This is a genomic window from Pseudomonas sivasensis (assembly GCF_052938085.1).
Genome location: NZ_CP176442.1, coordinates 4,452,883 through 4,468,068 on the forward strand (window position 1 = coordinate 4,452,883; position 15,186 = coordinate 4,468,068).

Annotated in this window: 14 protein-coding genes and 1 pseudogene; 11 read left to right on the top strand and 4 right to left on the bottom strand. The window is 59.6% G+C overall.

Annotated features, from left to right (window positions below; translation table 11 throughout):
* Window positions 1-82 precede the first annotated feature (82 nt).
* Window positions 83-988, top strand: coding sequence for a LysR family transcriptional regulator (locus ACKZ62_RS20470; RefSeq protein WP_122764941.1), 906 nt, complete (start codon window positions 83-85; stop codon window positions 986-988).
* Here the strand turns inward: ACKZ62_RS20470 and ACKZ62_RS20475 are convergent.
* A complete protein-coding gene (locus ACKZ62_RS20475) occupies window positions 985-1,608 on the bottom strand; it encodes an HAD family hydrolase (RefSeq protein ID WP_095184180.1) in 624 nt (207 codons plus the stop codon). The genes ACKZ62_RS20470 and ACKZ62_RS20475 overlap by 4 nt on opposite strands.
* 304 nt (window positions 1,609-1,912) lie before the next feature.
* Here ACKZ62_RS20475 and ACKZ62_RS20480 point away from each other — a divergent pair, with 304 nt between their 5' ends.
* On the top strand, window positions 1,913-3,082 hold the full coding sequence (locus ACKZ62_RS20480; RefSeq protein WP_447095734.1) for an anthrax toxin-like adenylyl cyclase domain-containing protein: 1,170 nt from the start codon (window positions 1,913-1,915) through the stop codon (window positions 3,080-3,082).
* 63 nt (window positions 3,083-3,145) lie between these two features.
* On the opposite strand, the gene fabV is transcribed toward ACKZ62_RS20480, so the two are convergent.
* Window positions 3,146-4,342 (bottom strand): enoyl-ACP reductase FabV, encoded by a 1,197-nt coding sequence (gene fabV, locus ACKZ62_RS20485; RefSeq protein ID WP_032889283.1) that lies wholly within the window; start codon window positions 4,340-4,342, stop codon window positions 3,146-3,148.
* 192 nt (window positions 4,343-4,534) lie between these two features.
* Between fabV and ACKZ62_RS20490 the strand changes: the two are divergent.
* The 3 genes and pseudogenes from ACKZ62_RS20490 to ACKZ62_RS20500 form a co-directional block, all read left to right on the top strand.
* Window positions 4,535-4,633 (top strand): annotated as a pseudogene (locus ACKZ62_RS20490) (aspartyl/asparaginyl beta-hydroxylase domain-containing protein); the annotation flags it as partial.
* A 148-nt stretch (window positions 4,634-4,781) separates the two neighbouring features.
* On the top strand, window positions 4,782-6,155 hold the full coding sequence (gene ppnN, locus ACKZ62_RS20495) for a nucleotide 5'-monophosphate nucleosidase PpnN (protein WP_032888871.1): 1,374 nt from the start codon (window positions 4,782-4,784) through the stop codon (window positions 6,153-6,155).
* A 194-nt stretch (window positions 6,156-6,349) separates the two neighbouring features.
* Entirely contained in the window at window positions 6,350-6,721 is a 372-nt protein-coding gene (locus ACKZ62_RS20500) for a hypothetical protein (protein ID WP_032888869.1), read from the top strand.
* A gap of 8 nt (window positions 6,722-6,729) precedes the next feature.
* On the opposite strand, the gene ACKZ62_RS20505 is transcribed toward ACKZ62_RS20500, so the two are convergent.
* The gene (locus tag ACKZ62_RS20505) at window positions 6,730-7,059 is read right to left on the bottom strand and encodes a YXWGXW repeat-containing protein (RefSeq protein WP_095184329.1); all 330 of its coding nucleotides are present in this window, start codon (window positions 7,057-7,059) and stop codon (window positions 6,730-6,732) included.
* Window positions 7,060-7,271: 212 nt separating this feature from the next.
* Entirely contained in the window at window positions 7,272-8,918 is a 1,647-nt protein-coding gene (gene mqo, locus ACKZ62_RS20510; RefSeq protein WP_032888867.1) for a malate dehydrogenase (quinone), read from the bottom strand.
* Window positions 8,919-9,355: 437 nt separating this feature from the next.
* Between mqo and ACKZ62_RS20515 the strand changes: the two genes are divergently transcribed.
* The 6 genes from ACKZ62_RS20515 (at window position 9,356) to ACKZ62_RS20540 (ending at window position 15,183) form a co-directional block, all read left to right on the top strand.
* Window positions 9,356-9,928: a fimbrial protein gene (locus ACKZ62_RS20515; RefSeq protein WP_032888865.1), complete on the top strand. Its 573-nt coding sequence runs from the start codon at window positions 9,356-9,358 to the stop codon at window positions 9,926-9,928.
* Between the two features lie 66 nt (window positions 9,929-9,994).
* Window positions 9,995-10,693: a fimbrial biogenesis chaperone gene (locus tag ACKZ62_RS20520; RefSeq protein ID WP_032888863.1), complete on the top strand. Its 699-nt coding sequence runs from the start codon at window positions 9,995-9,997 to the stop codon at window positions 10,691-10,693.
* Between the two features lie 41 nt (window positions 10,694-10,734).
* A complete protein-coding gene (locus tag ACKZ62_RS20525) occupies window positions 10,735-13,311 on the top strand; it encodes a fimbria/pilus outer membrane usher protein (protein ID WP_447095735.1) in 2,577 nt (858 codons plus the stop codon).
* 3 nt (window positions 13,312-13,314) lie between these two features.
* Complete coding sequence (locus tag ACKZ62_RS20530; RefSeq protein WP_241149719.1) at window positions 13,315-14,223, top strand: fimbrial protein; 909 nt, start codon at window positions 13,315-13,317, stop codon at window positions 14,221-14,223.
* Between the two features lie 7 nt (window positions 14,224-14,230).
* Window positions 14,231-14,698: a fimbrial protein gene (locus ACKZ62_RS20535; protein ID WP_095184177.1), complete on the top strand. Its 468-nt coding sequence runs from the start codon at window positions 14,231-14,233 to the stop codon at window positions 14,696-14,698.
* On the top strand, window positions 14,695-15,183 hold the full coding sequence (locus ACKZ62_RS20540; protein ID WP_032888857.1) for a fimbrial protein: 489 nt from the start codon (window positions 14,695-14,697) through the stop codon (window positions 15,181-15,183). Before ACKZ62_RS20535 ends, ACKZ62_RS20540 begins: the two co-directional genes overlap by 4 nt.
* Window positions 15,184-15,186 lie beyond the last annotated feature (3 nt).

Here is a 15,186-nt window from a genome sequence, read left to right on the forward strand (position 1 = left end):
GTTGTGGTGATGGAAGTATCGTTAGCCACCTCAGCTGGATAAACTGTGCTTTCCTGCAATGACTTTAAATCAGGGATTGATAATGGACCTGTTCCAGGCAATGTCGGTGTACGTGAAAGTGGTGGAAACCGGCAGCATGACCGCTGCGGCACAGGCCTGTGGGATGTCGACCACCATGGTCGGTAACCATTTGCGCGCCTTGGAGCAACGCCTGGGCGTCAGCCTGCTCAAGCGCACCACGCGCAAGCAGAGCCTGACGGAATTCGGTGGCCAGTATTACCAGCGCTGCCTGGAAGTGCTGGGACTGGTCGCCGACTCCGAACAATTGGCAGAACAGGCCCACAGTGACGTTCCCAAAGGCACCCTGCGCATCACCGCGCCACCCGCCTTCGGCACCGAACGCCTGGCGCCGGCCTTGAGCGAATTCTCGCAACGCTACCCGCTGATCAAACTGTACGTGGTACTCAGCAATCAGCGCATGGACATGGTCGACAGCGGCTTTGACGTGGCGATCCGCCTGGGCGAACTGGAGCCGTCGAGCCTGATCGCCCGCCCCATGCAGGACTACACCATCACCCTGTGCGCCTCACCGCAATACCTGGAACGGCGTGGCACGCCACAGACGCCTGAAGACCTGCAGCACCACGACTGCCTGGCCTTCGCCTACCCATCCACCGACGACTGGCGCAATGCCGACAAGCTCTGGCGCATGACCGGCGCAGAGGGCGAAGTGGAAATCCCGGTGTCCGGTTCGCTGACCATCAACAGCTCCCAAGCCCTGCGCCAGGCGGCAGTGCAAGGCATGGGCATCGTCATGCTGCCCGACGCCCTGGTACAGCCCGACCTGCAGAGCAGCAAGTTGGTGGCATTACTGACCACTTACCAACTGCCCAGCCGTCCCATGCACTTGCTGTATGGCCAGGACCGCTATCGCCTGCCAAAGCTGCGCGCCTTTGTCGATTTCGCCATGGAGAAATGGGCGCGCTAGAAGCCCACACCCAACTCCCTCAGCCGAGCCGCCGTCTGTTCGGCTGACACATGGTGAATGCCTTGCCAGCCGAGGGCGATGGCCGCGTCGATATTGCCGGCAACATCATCGATAAATACGACTTCTCCTGGCTGGATATCCGGCAAATGGGCACGAACTTGACTAAGGCTGGCGTGGTAGATCGCCGGATCGGGCTTGATCAGCTTCAACTCGCCAGACACCACAATGTCGCGAAAACACTGCAGGAATGGATAGTGGGCACGGGCATAGGGAAAGGTTTCGGCTGACCAGTTGGTAAGCCCAAACAAGGGCATGTTGGCTGCATGCAGCGCCCTGAGAATCGCCACGCCTTCGGGCAACGGGCCACGCAGCATTTCATGCCAGCGGTCGTAGTACGCCGTGATCAGGGTTTTGTGGTGCGGGAATTGATTGATCAGGACGTGCGTGGCTTCGGCCAGCGGCCGACCCGCGTCCTGCTCGGTGTTCCAGGCCTGGGTGCAGATATTCTCGAGAAACCATTGCCGCTCATCATCATCGGCAATCAGCTTGCGGTACAGGTGTTGCGGGTTCCAATCGAACAACACACCGCCGAAATCAAACACTACTGCGCGAATCGTCATGGGGTCCTCCCGTGTGTGAAACGACATAACCATCACAGTCTGGCATGCCTGCGACCTGCAAGAGCATGTAAGAGCGAGTAGGAACGCTCTGAGAATTCGACCAGGCCCGGCGATGGGAAACAGCGGAGCTCCCGTGCAGTAAGCGGTTTTAACTGACTTGTGCGAGTTCAACTTCACACAGACAGTCACACTCGTTCTCTGCGATTGAGGGCGCTTTCACCTTAGTGTCGGTCGGACAATTCAAGGAGCTGGCGTTTGGAGGGAATCGTTCAACTTCGCAGTAGACATACGTGGAGAAACTTCAATGACAGGCATGATTTCCTCAGTGATTTCCCCTTGCGCGCACAGCCTTCATGCGCTGCAAAGCTACCGTGCCCAGGGCGCGAATGATCCCGCAGCCGATCTGGTCGGCCAAGTAAAAAACCAAACAGGCATCGTGACGAGCCATCTTGCCCCCTTGCAAGGCATCGCGGTAATCACCAACTCCATCATTGGCGTACGCCCGGTCGAAACCGTGGCAACAGGCCTGATAGAAGCCGGGCACCCCACCAAGGACTTCCATATCAAAGGGAAAAGCGCCAACTGGGGCCCCCAGGCAGGTTTTATCTGTACGGATCAGGCGCTCAGCAAGCTTGAGCAATTTGCTGAAAAAACGCCGGCCAAAGTGGCCAAGGCCAATGAGCAAATCCAGGCGTGCATCCAGGAAGGCCATGCAGTTGCAACCCCTGTGAAACTCTCGGGCCAGCGCATTGATGAGCTGCTCAAGCTCGGCCAGATAACCCAACTGGCAGCCCATGGACCTGACGGCACATTGCAGTTGAGCGCCTGCGGGCCCAGTCAACAGTCGTATACATTCGAAGGCCATCGCACGTCGCCTTCAAGTGACAGCTACCTCATCACTCATCAGGGCAAGCCCCTCGAAGTGCTGGCCAAGCAATCAGAAGGCAAACCGTTGACCGCCGATTACGACCTGCACATGATCGCGCCCCACATCAGCGACTTTGGTCCACAGGACAAACTCCCCGTGCCGGACGTGGCCCACCGTGTCTTCAGGGATCGAGTTGAGCGCTACAAGCAGGTTCCGAAAGAGCTACGCGCAGACTTTGAAAGTGCGGCGCACTTCTACCAGAAAGAAAATCCCCACCTCGGCAATGCGACACCGCGAATAGAGCAGATGATAGAACTCATCAATCAAACGTTGATAGGCGAGGGAGAGCGCGTGGTTCATCACAATGCGGACTCGGGCAGCCCGGCGACGGAAGTGGCCGACAATTACCCGGCGACGTTTTTCCTGCCGGCAAAACTGGGCCGATTCAATGAAATCAGCATCATCCGCGACAGTAGGGAAATGGCAGAACTGATAAAGACCGCCAAGGACAGCGGTTATCACGTACCGCTGAATCCACTCTGGGAGAAAGAAGTGACCACTGTCAGGCGGTCCGACTTTACCCTGGCAAAAAACCGTCTTTCTTGAATCAAGAAAGCGCTGACAGCGGCCTGATAACCCGGTTATCAAGGCCGCTGTCAATCACATCACTTACGCCTGGACCAGACCGTTGATCTTCACGGTCGGGTTCACGTCAGCGTCGTAGTCCACGCCATCCACTTCAAAGCCGAACAAGCGCAGGAACTCCGCCTTGTAGCCGGCAAAATCGCTGATCTCGTTGACGTTTTCGTCAGTAACCTGATCCCACAGTGCCGCAACGGCGTCCTGGACCTTAGGCTCCAACTCAGCCAGATCGGCACGCAGGCGGCCGTCGGCGTCAAGTTTCGGCTCGCTGCCGTACAGGCTGTCCTTGAACAAACCGTAGACCTGCTCGATGCAGCCTTCGTGGGTGCCCTGCTCTTTCATCACGCGGAACAGCAGCGACAAGTACAACGGCATGATCGGGATCGCCGAACTGGCCTGGGTCACCACGGCCTTGAGCACCGACACGCGGGCGTCGCCCTTCAGTGCGGCCAGGTTGTCGCGCAGGGTCAGGACTTTCTTGTCGAGGTCTTTCTTGGCTTCGCCGATGGAGCCGTTCCAGTAGATATCCTGGGTCAGCTTCTCGCCGAGGTAGGTGAACGCGGTGGTCTTGGCGCCTTCGGCCAACACGTCTGCATCACGCAGGGCGTCGATCCACAGCTGCCAGTCGGCGCCACCCATGACATTCACGGTGCCGTCGATTTCTTCCTGGGTTGCAGGCTCAAGGGTGGTGTCGACCACAACGCCTTTGTCGGTATTGATACCGCGCAGGGTCACAGCCTTGCCAATTGGCTTGAGGGTGGAGTTATAGACTTCACCGGTTTTAGGATCGGTACGGCGTGGCGCCGCCAGGCTGTAGACCACGAGGTCGATCTTGCCCAGGTCTTTCTTGATGGTTTCGATGGTCAGCCGCTTGATCTCGTCAGAGAACGCGTCGCCGTTGATGCTCTTGGCGTACAGGCCTTTTTCGACGGCAAACTTCTCGAACGCAGCACTGTTGTACCAGCCAGCGGAGCTGAGCTTGCCTTCTTCGCCTTCTTTCTCAAAAAACACGCCCAGGGTGTCGGCGCCGCAGCCAAACGCAGCACTGATACGCGCGGCCAAGCCGTAGCCGGTGGAAGCACCGAGGACCAGCACCTTCTTGGGGCCGCCTTCGATGACGCCGTTTTTAGTGACGTAGTCGATCTGCTCTTTGACGTTCGCTTCACAGCCAACAGGGTGAGCGGTCACACAGATAAAGCCACGAACCCGCGGTTTGATGATCATAAAAATTTCTGCCTCTTCCAAGGTGCCGAAGGCCAATGGTGGCCATTCAACTTCAATCGTACCGGTCTATGACGCCTGAAAAACCGAAGCGTCACGATAGACGTAAATCTTCCGTTTACAAAATTCAATCCACACAAGGCTGGCAAGGCTTAGAAACGATGTAAAGCCTGCACAAGGTCGCACGCCGTTGCGGTGTTGCCGTCGCTGCTCAACGCCGTGATCCCAGGGTTTTGCGGGATGGCCGTTACCCTGCGTCGGGTTTTCTACAAAAACTGGAAGCTGATTCGGTAAGTTCTGCGGCATGATGGGGGTGGACGGTATTTGCGCTGGGCCCCGCGCCTGAGGTAAATATTCGGCTCGTGCGACCGTTTACGGCGCCCACCATTCTCAAGCTATCGCGCCTCGTAGGGTGCGGTGGCTGTGCTTTCAAGGAATCAGAATGCCCCAACGCCAAGTCATCAATGCCTCCGTCAGCCCCAAGGGCAGCCTCGAAACCCTGTCCCAACGTGAAGTCCAGCAACTGAGCGAAGCCGGTACCGGCAGTATCTACACCCTGTTCCGCCAGTGCGCCCTGGCGATCCTCAACACCGGCGCGCATATCGATAACGCCAAGACCATCCTCGACGCCTACAAAGACTTTGAAGTGCGCATCCACCAGCAGGACCGTGGCGTGCGCCTGGAACTGTTGAACGCGCCTGCCGACGCGTTTGTCGATGGTGAAATGATCGCCAGTACCCGTGAGATGTTGTTCAGCGCACTGCGCGACATCGTCTACACCGAGAACGAACTGGACAGCCAGCGCATCGACCTGAGCAACTCCCAAGGCATCACCGACTACGTGTTCCATCTGTTGCGCAACGCCCGCACGCTGCGCCCGGGCGTGGAACCGAAGATCGTGGTGTGCTGGGGTGGGCACTCGATCAATACCGAAGAATACAAATACACCAAGAAAGTCGGCCACGAACTGGGCCTGCGCAGCCTCGACGTATGCACCGGTTGCGGCCCCGGCGTGATGAAAGGCCCGATGAAGGGCGCGACCATTTCCCACGCCAAGCAACGCATCACCGGCGGCCGCTACCTGGGCCTGACCGAGCCGGGCATCATCGCCGCCGAAGCGCCGAACCCGATCGTCAACGAGCTGGTGATCCTGCCGGACATCGAAAAACGCCTGGAGGCCTTTGTGCGTGTCGGCCACGGCATCATCATCTTCCCAGGCGGTGCCGGCACGGCTGAAGAGTTCCTGTACCTGCTTGGCATCCTGATGCACCCGGACAACCGCGACGTGCCCTTCCCGGTCATTCTCACCGGGCCGAAACAGGCTGCGCCGTACTTGCAGCAACTGCATGCCTTCGTCGGTGCCACCCTGGGCGAAGCAGCGCAGGCGCACTACCAGATCATCATCGACGACCCGGCCGAAGTGGCCCGCCAAATGACCGTCGGCCTCAAGGCGGTGAAACAATTCCGCCGCGAACGCAACGACGCGTTCCACTTCAACTGGCTGCTGAAAATCGACGAAGGCTTCCAGCGCCCGTTCGACCCGACCCACGAAAACATGGCCGGCCTGCAACTGAGCCACGCACTTCCACCCCACGAACTGGCGGCCAACCTGCGCCGCGCCTTCTCGGGGATCGTGGCCGGCAACGTGAAGGACAAAGGCATCCGCCTGATCGAGGAGCATGGGCCGTACGAGATCCACGGCGACCCGGCCATCATGAAGCCGCTGGATGAGCTGTTGCAGGCGTTCGTCGCCCAGCACCGCATGAAGTTGCCGGGCGGTGCGGCGTACGTGCCTTGTTATCGCGTAGTGCAGTGAGATAAAGGGGCTGGCCGGTCGGTCATCGTTTTTATCGCCTTGGCCCGTCGGCAAGGTTGTGAACACACCGCCACCTTTGACCTCAGTGCGGTCAAGGTGGCGGGCATCAAGCGCCTGACCTGAACCCGCGCGTTGCGGCGAAGGGCAGGCTTTGGTAAAAACCACCTCTGCCCCTGATCGAGAGAAAGCCCCACGTGCGCTCGTTTCTTCTTGCTGCCCTGGCCTTGTCGCCGTCCCTCGCCCTGGCCGATATCGCCTGGCCTGAGCTACCGAAAACCTGCTTCGTCAGCGGCCGTTCGGCCACCAGTACGGATGTCGACACTGGCTGCGCGGCGTTTCTGATCAATGTGAAGGGCAAGGCAGCGGGTACACCGATCAAGCTGGATATTCCCCAGTACGCGATGCACGTCGACGAAGCCACCGGCAAGGAAACACCGGTGATCATCATCCAGGCGGAAGAGAACGGTGAGGTTAAAGCCGTGGGTTACAAGGAGCTGGGCACCGATCAACTCGGCGCCGCGCTGTTACGGGAAGTCAGGCTCTTGGGTACGAAAAAGCCCTCTTAGGACGAGGCTCAGCGAATCCACCCACCAACCTGCCAGTGGTATCCATCATTGCGCTGCACCCAATGCGGATGCACATAACGATAGCCCTGGCGCACGGGCTCCCAATGGCCGTGTACCGCAACATAGCGCCCACCTTCCCAGCGCCAGTAACCACGCGACCATATGTAACCTTCGCGTACCGCAGGCTCGACCTCGATCACCTGCACCGGTGGCGGTTGTGGCGCAACCACCTCGACATACTCACGTTGTGGCGGTCGACGCTCATGCACGACACGCTCTTGCACACACCCGGATGCCGCAACGACCATGGCCGCCAATGCTGCGTAACGTAGCAACATATAACCCCCTCGGGCGCTGACGCCCAACACTTGCACAAGTAAAAAATGCCCCCGTATTTGAGCCACGCTCCTGCTAAGGCCTGGGTACTTTTTTAACAGGTGATGTCTGTCGGATTGCTGAACTGTTCTCACGGCCATGAAAAAGCCCGCTGACCGTCACCGGTTCAGCGGGCTTTTTTACAGTTGGACCTGAATCAGCGCCCTACCTGTTTTTACAGCGCCAGATCAGACGCCGGCTTGCTCGGCTCAGCCGCAGGCTTGGCAGCCTCGGTCGCCTTGGGAGCAGCCATTGCCGGGATCACCGGCGGTGTAGGCAGTTGCAGGATATTGGCGGTGTAGGCCCATTCCTTGGCAACGGCTTCAGGACTGTCGTTCAGCTTGGTGCCGTAGCTTGGCACGATCTGATGCAGCTTTTCCTGCCAGGCCGGAGTAGCCACCTTGTCCTTGAACACTTTCTGCAGCACGGTCAGCATGATCGGAGCCGCGGTGGACGCGCCTGGCGATGCACCCAGCAGGCCTGCGATGGTGTTGTCGGCGGAGCTGACCACTTCGGTGCCGAGTTTCAGGACGCCGCCCTGCTCTTCGTCACGCTTGATGATCTGCACGCGCTGACCGGCTTGCCACAGGCGCCAGTCGGATTGCTTGGCGTTCGGGAAGTACTCTTGCAGCGCCTTGAAGCGGTCGTCATCGGACAGCATCAGTTGGCCAGCAAGGTACTCAACCAGTGGGTATTCACGAATACCGACTTTGGTCATTGGCCAGATGTTGTGGGTGGTGGTGCTGGTCAGCAGGTCCAGGTACGAGCCTTCTTTCAGGAACTTGGTCGAGAAGGTGGCAAATGGGCCAAACAGAATTACGCGCTTGCCATCCAGCACGCGGGTGTCCAGGTGCGGAACCGACATCGGTGGCGCGCCAACCGAAGCCTTACCGTAGGCCTTGGCCAGGTGCTGCTCGGCAACGGTTGGGTTATCGGTCACGAGGAACGAACCACCCACCGGGAAGCCAGCGTATTCCTTGGCTTCAGGAATGCCCGACTTTTGCAGCAGGTGCAGTGCACCGCCGCCGGCGCCGATGAACACGAACTTGGCGTCGGTTTCAGTCTTGGTGCCATCTTTCAGGTTTTTGTAGCTGACACGCCACGAACCGTCGGCGTTCTTGGTGATGTCCTGCACTTCGCTCGACAGTTTCAGGTCGAACTTAGGTGTGGTTTGCAGGTGAGCAACGAACTGGCGGGTGATCTCGCCGAAGTTCATGTCGGTACCCAGCGGGCTCCAGGTGGCCGCGATTTTCTGGTTCGGGTCACGCCCTTCCATCATCAGCGGGACCCATTTGGCGATCTGCGCCGGGTCTTCGGAGTACTGCATGCCGGCGAACAGCGGGCTCGCTTTCAGGGCTTCGTAGCGCTTCTTGAGGAACTTGATGTTGTCATCGCCCCACACAAAGCTCATGTGCGGAGTGGTGTTGATGAACGAACGCGGGTTCTTCAGCACGCCCTGCTGGACCTGCCAGGACCAGAACTGACGGGAGATCTGGAACGCTTCGTTGATCTCGACCGCTTTCGGGATCTCAACGTTGCCGTTCTTGTCTTCCGGGGTGTAGTTCAGCTCGGCCAGGGCCGAGTGACCGGTACCGGCGTTGTTCCAGCCGTTGGAGCTTTCTTCGGCCACGCCGTCGAGGCGCTCGACCATTTCCATCGACCAGTCCGGTTCCAGCTCGTTAAGCCAGACACCGAGGGTTGCACTCATGATGCCGCCGCCGATCAGCAGCACATCGACTTTCTTTGCCTCTTCCGCATGAACGGACGTGATCCCCAGCGACAAAGCCAGCCCCAGCAGGGCAGTGTTTACTTTTTTAAACATCAGTAGCACCTATGATAAAACGCCATCCGCCCCACTGCCCCTGATCATGGGCAACCCTCAATCACGCTACGCCAGGCAACGTACCGCGGGGTTTGCACACTCACATGAAGGCCACAGGGTGGGCACACAAAGCCGACGTATCGACCTCACTTTTATGTCCCTTCTGCGCTGACTTTTTATCTTTATTGGCTTCAGCAACCTGGGCGACAGTCAACCGCTGGGACGTATACGGATGTACGTACCAAGGAAAGACTAGACCAAGACGGCGCGCAGAATATCACGCCCGGCGTCGGATATGGACTCACCGGTCGAACGGCCATCAGTAGGCCAGCTTTTAAGATCTGTCTCATGTGCCTCCAAATCCCAGCATTGCACTATGGATTGGCTTACCCAAGGGGGGTAAGCAGACAACCATCCATCTCGTAAAGGGCATTGCAATGCTGAACAAACTGAGCCAAATCACTCTCGCATGCGGCGCTTGCTGGCTGCTGGCCGGTACCGCACAAGCTGCGGACGGGCAGATCCAATTCACCGGTTCCGTGACCGACAACGCGTGCACCATCAAAACCGGCGACGAGAGCAAGTCCGTGACACTCGATCCGGTGCGCATCGCTGACTTCGGGAAAACAGTGGGCGCCACCGCCAAGCCGAAAGCGTTCTCGATCAGCCTGGACAACTGCAGCACCGCGACCAAGAAAAACGTCGCGATTACCTTCAGCGGCCAGGAAGACGCCAGCGACTCCACCTTGCTGGGCCTGACCGGTGAAAACCAGGTCACAGGTATCGCGATCAAGATCGCTGACGCGCGTACCGGAAACGCGGTTCCACTGAATACCGCGACCGCCGACTACGACCTGCGAGCGATGTCCAACACCTTCAACTTCACCGCCGCCTATGTGCGCACCGCCGCCGATGTGACTACGGGCACGGGCGACGATGCAGTGACCACGTCTGGCATCGGCACCGGTCAAGTCAACGCCCTGGCCAGCTTCGACGTTACCTACAAGTAATTGCTCGTCAACACCGTGGGCCTGGCGCCGCCGCGCCGGCCTACGGACTTTTAAAGGTCTCCCATCATGCGTTTGAAACTGTATTTTTTGCTCGCGCTCTTACCGCTCTGGCATGTCGCAGCAGCGGACGCCGCCGTGACCGTAGGCGCCACGCGCCTGATCTACAACGGCGCCTCCAACGAAGCCAATCTGAATGTGAGCAACCGCGAAGACACCTCGCCTTACCTGGTGCAGTCCTGGGTCAGCCGTTTCGGCGGCACCAGCGAAGAAAGCGTCGACAGCTTTATCGTCACCCCGCCGCTGTTCCGGCTCGACGCCAACAAGGAAAACATCCTGCGTGTGATCTTTGCCGGTGGCGCCGATGTGCCACAAGACCGTGAAAGCCTGTTCCTGATGAACGTCAAGGCGATCCCGGCCATGAGTGACGACCAGAAAGGCAAGAACGTGCTGCAGATCGCCCTCAAGACCACCATCAAGCTGTTCTACCGCCCCGCTGGCCTTAAAGGCGAACTCAAGGACGCGGTGGCGCAAGTGAACTGGAAGGCCAATGCCGGCGCGCTGATGTTCAACAACACGTCCAAATTCCATGTTGTGGTCAGCGAGCTGAAGCTCAACGGCCAGCCGATCACCCAGGCACCGGATGTGCTGCGCCCCGGCCAACAGCAGGAACTAGCGATCCAGGCCAAGCCCGGTGATGAAGTGCAAATGAGCTACATCGATGACTACGGCAGCGTCGTGACCGCCCCCGTCGTCCGCCTTCACTGATACCCAAGCGCCAACCTCGAAACGCCATTTCAGGAACGCCCATGCCCCGTTCACTCCCATTCATGCGCCGTTGCGCCATGAAGGCTTTCGGCTGCCCGCTCGCGGCGGCCTTGGCCTTGCATTTGGCCCCTGCACAGGCTGGCTACGAGTTCGATGCGTCGTTCCTCGAGATCGGCGGCGGGCAGAGTTCGGCCGCCGTGAAACAACAGGTCAGCGCCATGAGCGAAGGCCAGTTGCCGGGGATTTACCGGGTAGACGTGTTGGTCAATGAGCATTCGGTCGAGCAGCGCGATGTACGCTTTATTCGCGCCAACGGTACGTCGGACCGCTCCTCCACCGGGCTTTTCCCGTGCCTGGATACCGACTTTTTTCGTAGCCAAGGGGTTGCCGATACCGCCCTGCAAAACCGCAGCGACGCCGACGCTACCTGCATCGCGTTCGACCAGGGCCTGGCCGGGATGGTCTACGACTACGACTTCAACCGCCAAGTGTTGTCGATTGAGATTCCCCAAGCGTACCTGGGCAGCATCCCGTTTGAAGTACGCCGCCGGCAGTGGAGTGACGGCGAGCAAGTGGCGTTCACCAACTACAGCTTTTCCGGGAGTACGGTGGAGTCCGACACCGGCAGCCGCCAAGACCAGTTCGGCAGCCTGCGCAGCGGTATAAACGCCGGAGCCTGGCGGCTGCGCAATTTCTCCACCTGGCAGAAAGGCACAGGCGACACCGGGCGTTGGGAGTCGATGGAAACCTACGCCCAGCGCAACATGGGCAACATGATGGCGATTGCCACAGTGGGCGACTCCACCACCGAAGGTGACCTGTTCGACGCCATCCCCTATCGCGGGCTGGGCATTGCCTCGGACATGGACATGCTGCCCGACCAGGCCCGCCAATTCGCGCCAGTGATTCGTGGCATCGCCAACGGCCGCTCGCGGGTGATCATCCGCCAGCGCGGTTACGTGATCCATGAGCAGTGGGTGCCCTCGGGGCCGTTCGCGTTGACCGACCTGTACCCCACCGCCAGCAATGGCGACATTGAAGTCACCGTGGAAGGCCCCGATGGCCAGCGCCAGGTGTTTACCCAGTCGTTTTCGTCGGTGCCTTACATGCTGCGTGAGGGCCAACAGAGTTACTCGGTATTCGCCGGCCAGTACCGCCCGGCGCAAGCGACCACGCAGCAGGACACCCCGCGTTTTATCCAGGCGTCCCTGCGGCGCGGCCTGGCCGGCGGCACCACGCTGTTCGGCGGCAGCCTGCTGAGTGATCAGTACAGCGCCGGCCTGCTAGGGTTCGCCCACGACTTCGCCGGTTTCGGTGCGATTTCAGTGGACATGACCCACGCGCGCAGCGAAGCCATGGGCCCGGCAAAAACCACCGCCAGCGGCCAGTCGTTTCGCTTTCGCTACTCCAAAGCCCTGGCGGCCACCGACACCAACTTCAGCCTGATCGGTTATCGCTATTCCACCGGCGGCTACTACTCGTTCAACGAGGCGCTCAACAGCCGCACCAACGAGCAGTCGCTGGAGATGTACCGCAGCGGCCATATGAAGAGCAACTTCACCGCCAACGTGTCCCAGCAACTGGGCGGCTACGGCGGTGTGTATGCCAACGTGACGAAAACCAACTACTGGGACAAGAGCAATGCCGACACCTCGATTCAACTGGGCTACAGCGCCAGCGTCGGGGACATTTCCTATACTCTCGGCTTGAGCGCTAACAAAGGGGACAGCAGCAATGACCGCACGCTGTCCCTGAGCATCAGCATGCCGCTGGGCGGTACACGCAACCAGCGTGTATCGGTCAACGCGAACCAGAGCGCGCGGGGCACGGCCTCGCGCACGGCGACGTTGAGCGGCAATGCGCTGGAGGACGACACCCTGGCCTACAGCGCTGGCGTGTCGCAGCAAGTCAACGCTAATGACCGCGTGATGGGCAGCACGTTTACCGCGCGCTATGACGCACCCAACGCCATCGTGCACGGTGGCTATAACGAGACCTCCGGTAGCCGGCAGCTGGACATGGGCATCGAGGGCTCGGTGGTCGCCTATGACCGCAATCTGATTTTCAGTCAGCCTCTGGGCGAAACCAACGTGATCGTGGCCACACCCGGCGCCGCAGACGTGGGAATCGCCAACAAGCGGGGTGTGCGCACCAATGCCAATGGCTACACGGTGGTGCCGTCTGCCCTGCCCTACCGCAAGAACCGTATGTCGCTGGACACCCAGTCGATGCCGGCTGACGTCGACATCGCCCAACTGGTGCAGGAGGTCACGCCGAATCGCGGTGCCTTTGTGCTGGCGGACTTCGAGACCCGCAAAGGCCAACGCATTCTGTTCCGCATCATCGATGCACGCGGCGAAGCGGCACCGTTTGCCGCCAAGGCCGAACTGTTCGCCCCGGATGGGCGCTCTTTGGGTAGCACACTGGTGGCCGACAAGGGCCGTGCGTACCTGAGCGGCGTACCGGCGCAGTCACGCCTGTTGATCAGCGTGGATAACCAGCCGTGGTGCAGCCGCGAATTGAAACTGGACGATAAAGGGCCTGCCGAGGGTGGGATTACACAACTGAACATTCAATGTGAGCGCGCGGCCGGTGGGTCGGGTGCCAAGGATTCGTAAGTAATGATCATGAAAATCAAGCCTGGAAACTGCTTGCTGAAGCTCATGACACTGGTGGTGCTGGGTTGGCTGTCGCCTCAAGCACAGGCTTTCATCAGTGGAAGCATAAAATGCTCTCTCTCGGGCTATCCATCCAACGGTTACGAATTCGCCGCCGGAGCCGAGATGAAAGTCCCATTCAGCGGTACCTGCACAGCGGTACGTACCTACCCGTCTGGCGCAGGTACCAATTTGGAAATCACGGCGATTTCCGGAACGTCCCCCGCTAACCTGCAGGTCCTGGACCCCTATAGCAACACCTATATGCTTCAACTGCCGCTGGGCAGTTGGGGAGCCGCATGCTTGGGTGGGACTTGCGCGCCCATACTCGCCGGACGCTCGGTTTCTTACGTGTACTACGTAGTGGGAACCGCCCCGAGTACGCCGGGCCGGCGCACCGCGAGAGTGAAGCTTGGCGTGACCTCTACAGGTGGTTGGCAGGCCTATGCGGAATGGTTCCATGAGTGGCTATTCATCTACAACGTCCGCGCCGTCAGTTGCAGCTTGAGTTCTCCGAGCGCCGTCAACTTGAAATTCGGCACTATCAGCAGCGCTAATCTCAGCGCCGTTTCGCAGTCGACCAGCGTGTCACTCAATTGCCCGTCGTCGATGCGCGCCAACGTGACCTTGACGCCGAGCCAGTCAGTGGTCAACGCCAATACCGGAGTATCACGCACCACGCTTGCGGGGCTGAACATGCAGGCTATCTGGACCGACAGCGGCAACCCGGTGGTTTTTACCAGCCCGCGCGCGATGCAACTGAGGGCCGGCAGCAACAGCGTGAATTTGAGTTTCAAGCCGCAACTGGAGGCTGGGAAATCGCCTGCCGGTGCGTTCCAGAGCCAATACACCCTGAACATCAATTACCAATGAGGCTTTCATGAAAACGTCATTGCTCGCCCTGGTACTGCTCGGCACTGCCGCCCAGGCCGCCGACACCGTGAATATCACCGTAAGCGGCACCCTCACCCGACCGCCCTGCGTACTGACTTCTGGCACCTCCCTCACGGCAGCATTCGGTAATGTGCGCACCGACCAGGTCGCCACCACCGATACCGTAGCGGTTCCCGTGAAAATGACCTGCCCGGCTGGCTCATCGCTGAACGTAAGCTTCGCTTCCAGCAAAGGCACGCACACCGACACCGTGGCCAAGACCACGGCCGACAACCTCGGCGTTTCGCTGTTGTGGGCAGACAATACGGTGGCCAACCTCAAAGGCACCGCCAAGGCCTACAGCAACCTGAGCGGCAACGTCGACATCAGCCTCAAGGCGAAGCTGATCGCACAAGGCACCCTGACGCCGGGCGCGTTCACCTCGTCGATCGTCATGACCATCAACTACCTATGAAAGCGCTTATCTGGATACTGCTGGCGGTGACCGGCACGGCGGTTGCGCAACCGGCGGATGAGGCGAAGATCGATGTCAGCGGCAAGTTGATCGCGCCGCCCTGCACACCACGCTTTCCCACCTCGCAACAGTTGAAACTGGGTGACGCCAACCTCAACCAGTTGGTCGATGACAGCGTCGCCGCTACCGACGTACCGCTGATCTTCGATTGCCAAGCTGACAGCCAGGTGAGCCTGACGTTTTCAGCGGGGTTGGGCAGCGCTGACAACCAGACCCTGCTCACCAATCGCGTTGGTCTGGGACTGCGCCTGGGGCTGCTGAATAAAAGCGCGAAGGCCGATTTCAGTCTGGGAGAAACCAGCAACTGGACGGTGGAAAAAGAACCATTGGAACTGACCCTACGAGTCAAACCGGTGACCGTGGGCGAACTGCCCGAAGCGGGCAGCTACAGCGCAACGCTGTTGATGCAGATGACGTACCGCTAACCC

Excerpts from the sequence above, each read along its gene's own strand:
- ACKZ62_RS20505 (WP_095184329.1), bottom strand. The coding sequence starts at position 7,059 with ATGTTGCTACGTTACGCAGCATTGGCGGCCATGGTCGTTGCGGCATCC.
- ACKZ62_RS20525 (WP_447095735.1), top strand. The coding sequence starts at position 10,735 with ATGCCCCGTTCACTCCCATTCATGCGCCGTTGCGCCATGAAGGCTTTC.
- ACKZ62_RS20475 (WP_095184180.1), bottom strand. The coding sequence starts at position 1,608 with ATGACGATTCGCGCAGTAGTGTTTGATTTCGGCGGTGTGTTGTTCGAT.
- ACKZ62_RS20530 (WP_241149719.1), top strand. The coding sequence starts at position 13,315 with ATGATCATGAAAATCAAGCCTGGAAACTGCTTGCTGAAGCTCATGACA.
- ACKZ62_RS20535 (WP_095184177.1), top strand. The coding sequence starts at position 14,231 with ATGAAAACGTCATTGCTCGCCCTGGTACTGCTCGGCACTGCCGCCCAG.
- ACKZ62_RS20470 (WP_122764941.1), top strand. The coding sequence starts at position 83 with ATGGACCTGTTCCAGGCAATGTCGGTGTACGTGAAAGTGGTGGAAACC.
- ACKZ62_RS20515 (WP_032888865.1), top strand. The coding sequence starts at position 9,356 with ATGCTGAACAAACTGAGCCAAATCACTCTCGCATGCGGCGCTTGCTGG.
- fabV (WP_032889283.1), bottom strand. The coding sequence starts at position 4,342 with ATGATCATCAAACCGCGGGTTCGTGGCTTTATCTGTGTGACCGCTCAC.
- ACKZ62_RS20520 (WP_032888863.1), top strand. The coding sequence starts at position 9,995 with ATGCGTTTGAAACTGTATTTTTTGCTCGCGCTCTTACCGCTCTGGCAT.
- ACKZ62_RS20540 (WP_032888857.1), top strand. The coding sequence starts at position 14,695 with ATGAAAGCGCTTATCTGGATACTGCTGGCGGTGACCGGCACGGCGGTT.
- ppnN (WP_032888871.1), top strand. The coding sequence starts at position 4,782 with ATGCCCCAACGCCAAGTCATCAATGCCTCCGTCAGCCCCAAGGGCAGC.
- ACKZ62_RS20480 (WP_447095734.1), top strand. The coding sequence starts at position 1,913 with ATGACAGGCATGATTTCCTCAGTGATTTCCCCTTGCGCGCACAGCCTT.
- mqo (WP_032888867.1), bottom strand. The coding sequence starts at position 8,918 with ATGTTTAAAAAAGTAAACACTGCCCTGCTGGGGCTGGCTTTGTCGCTG.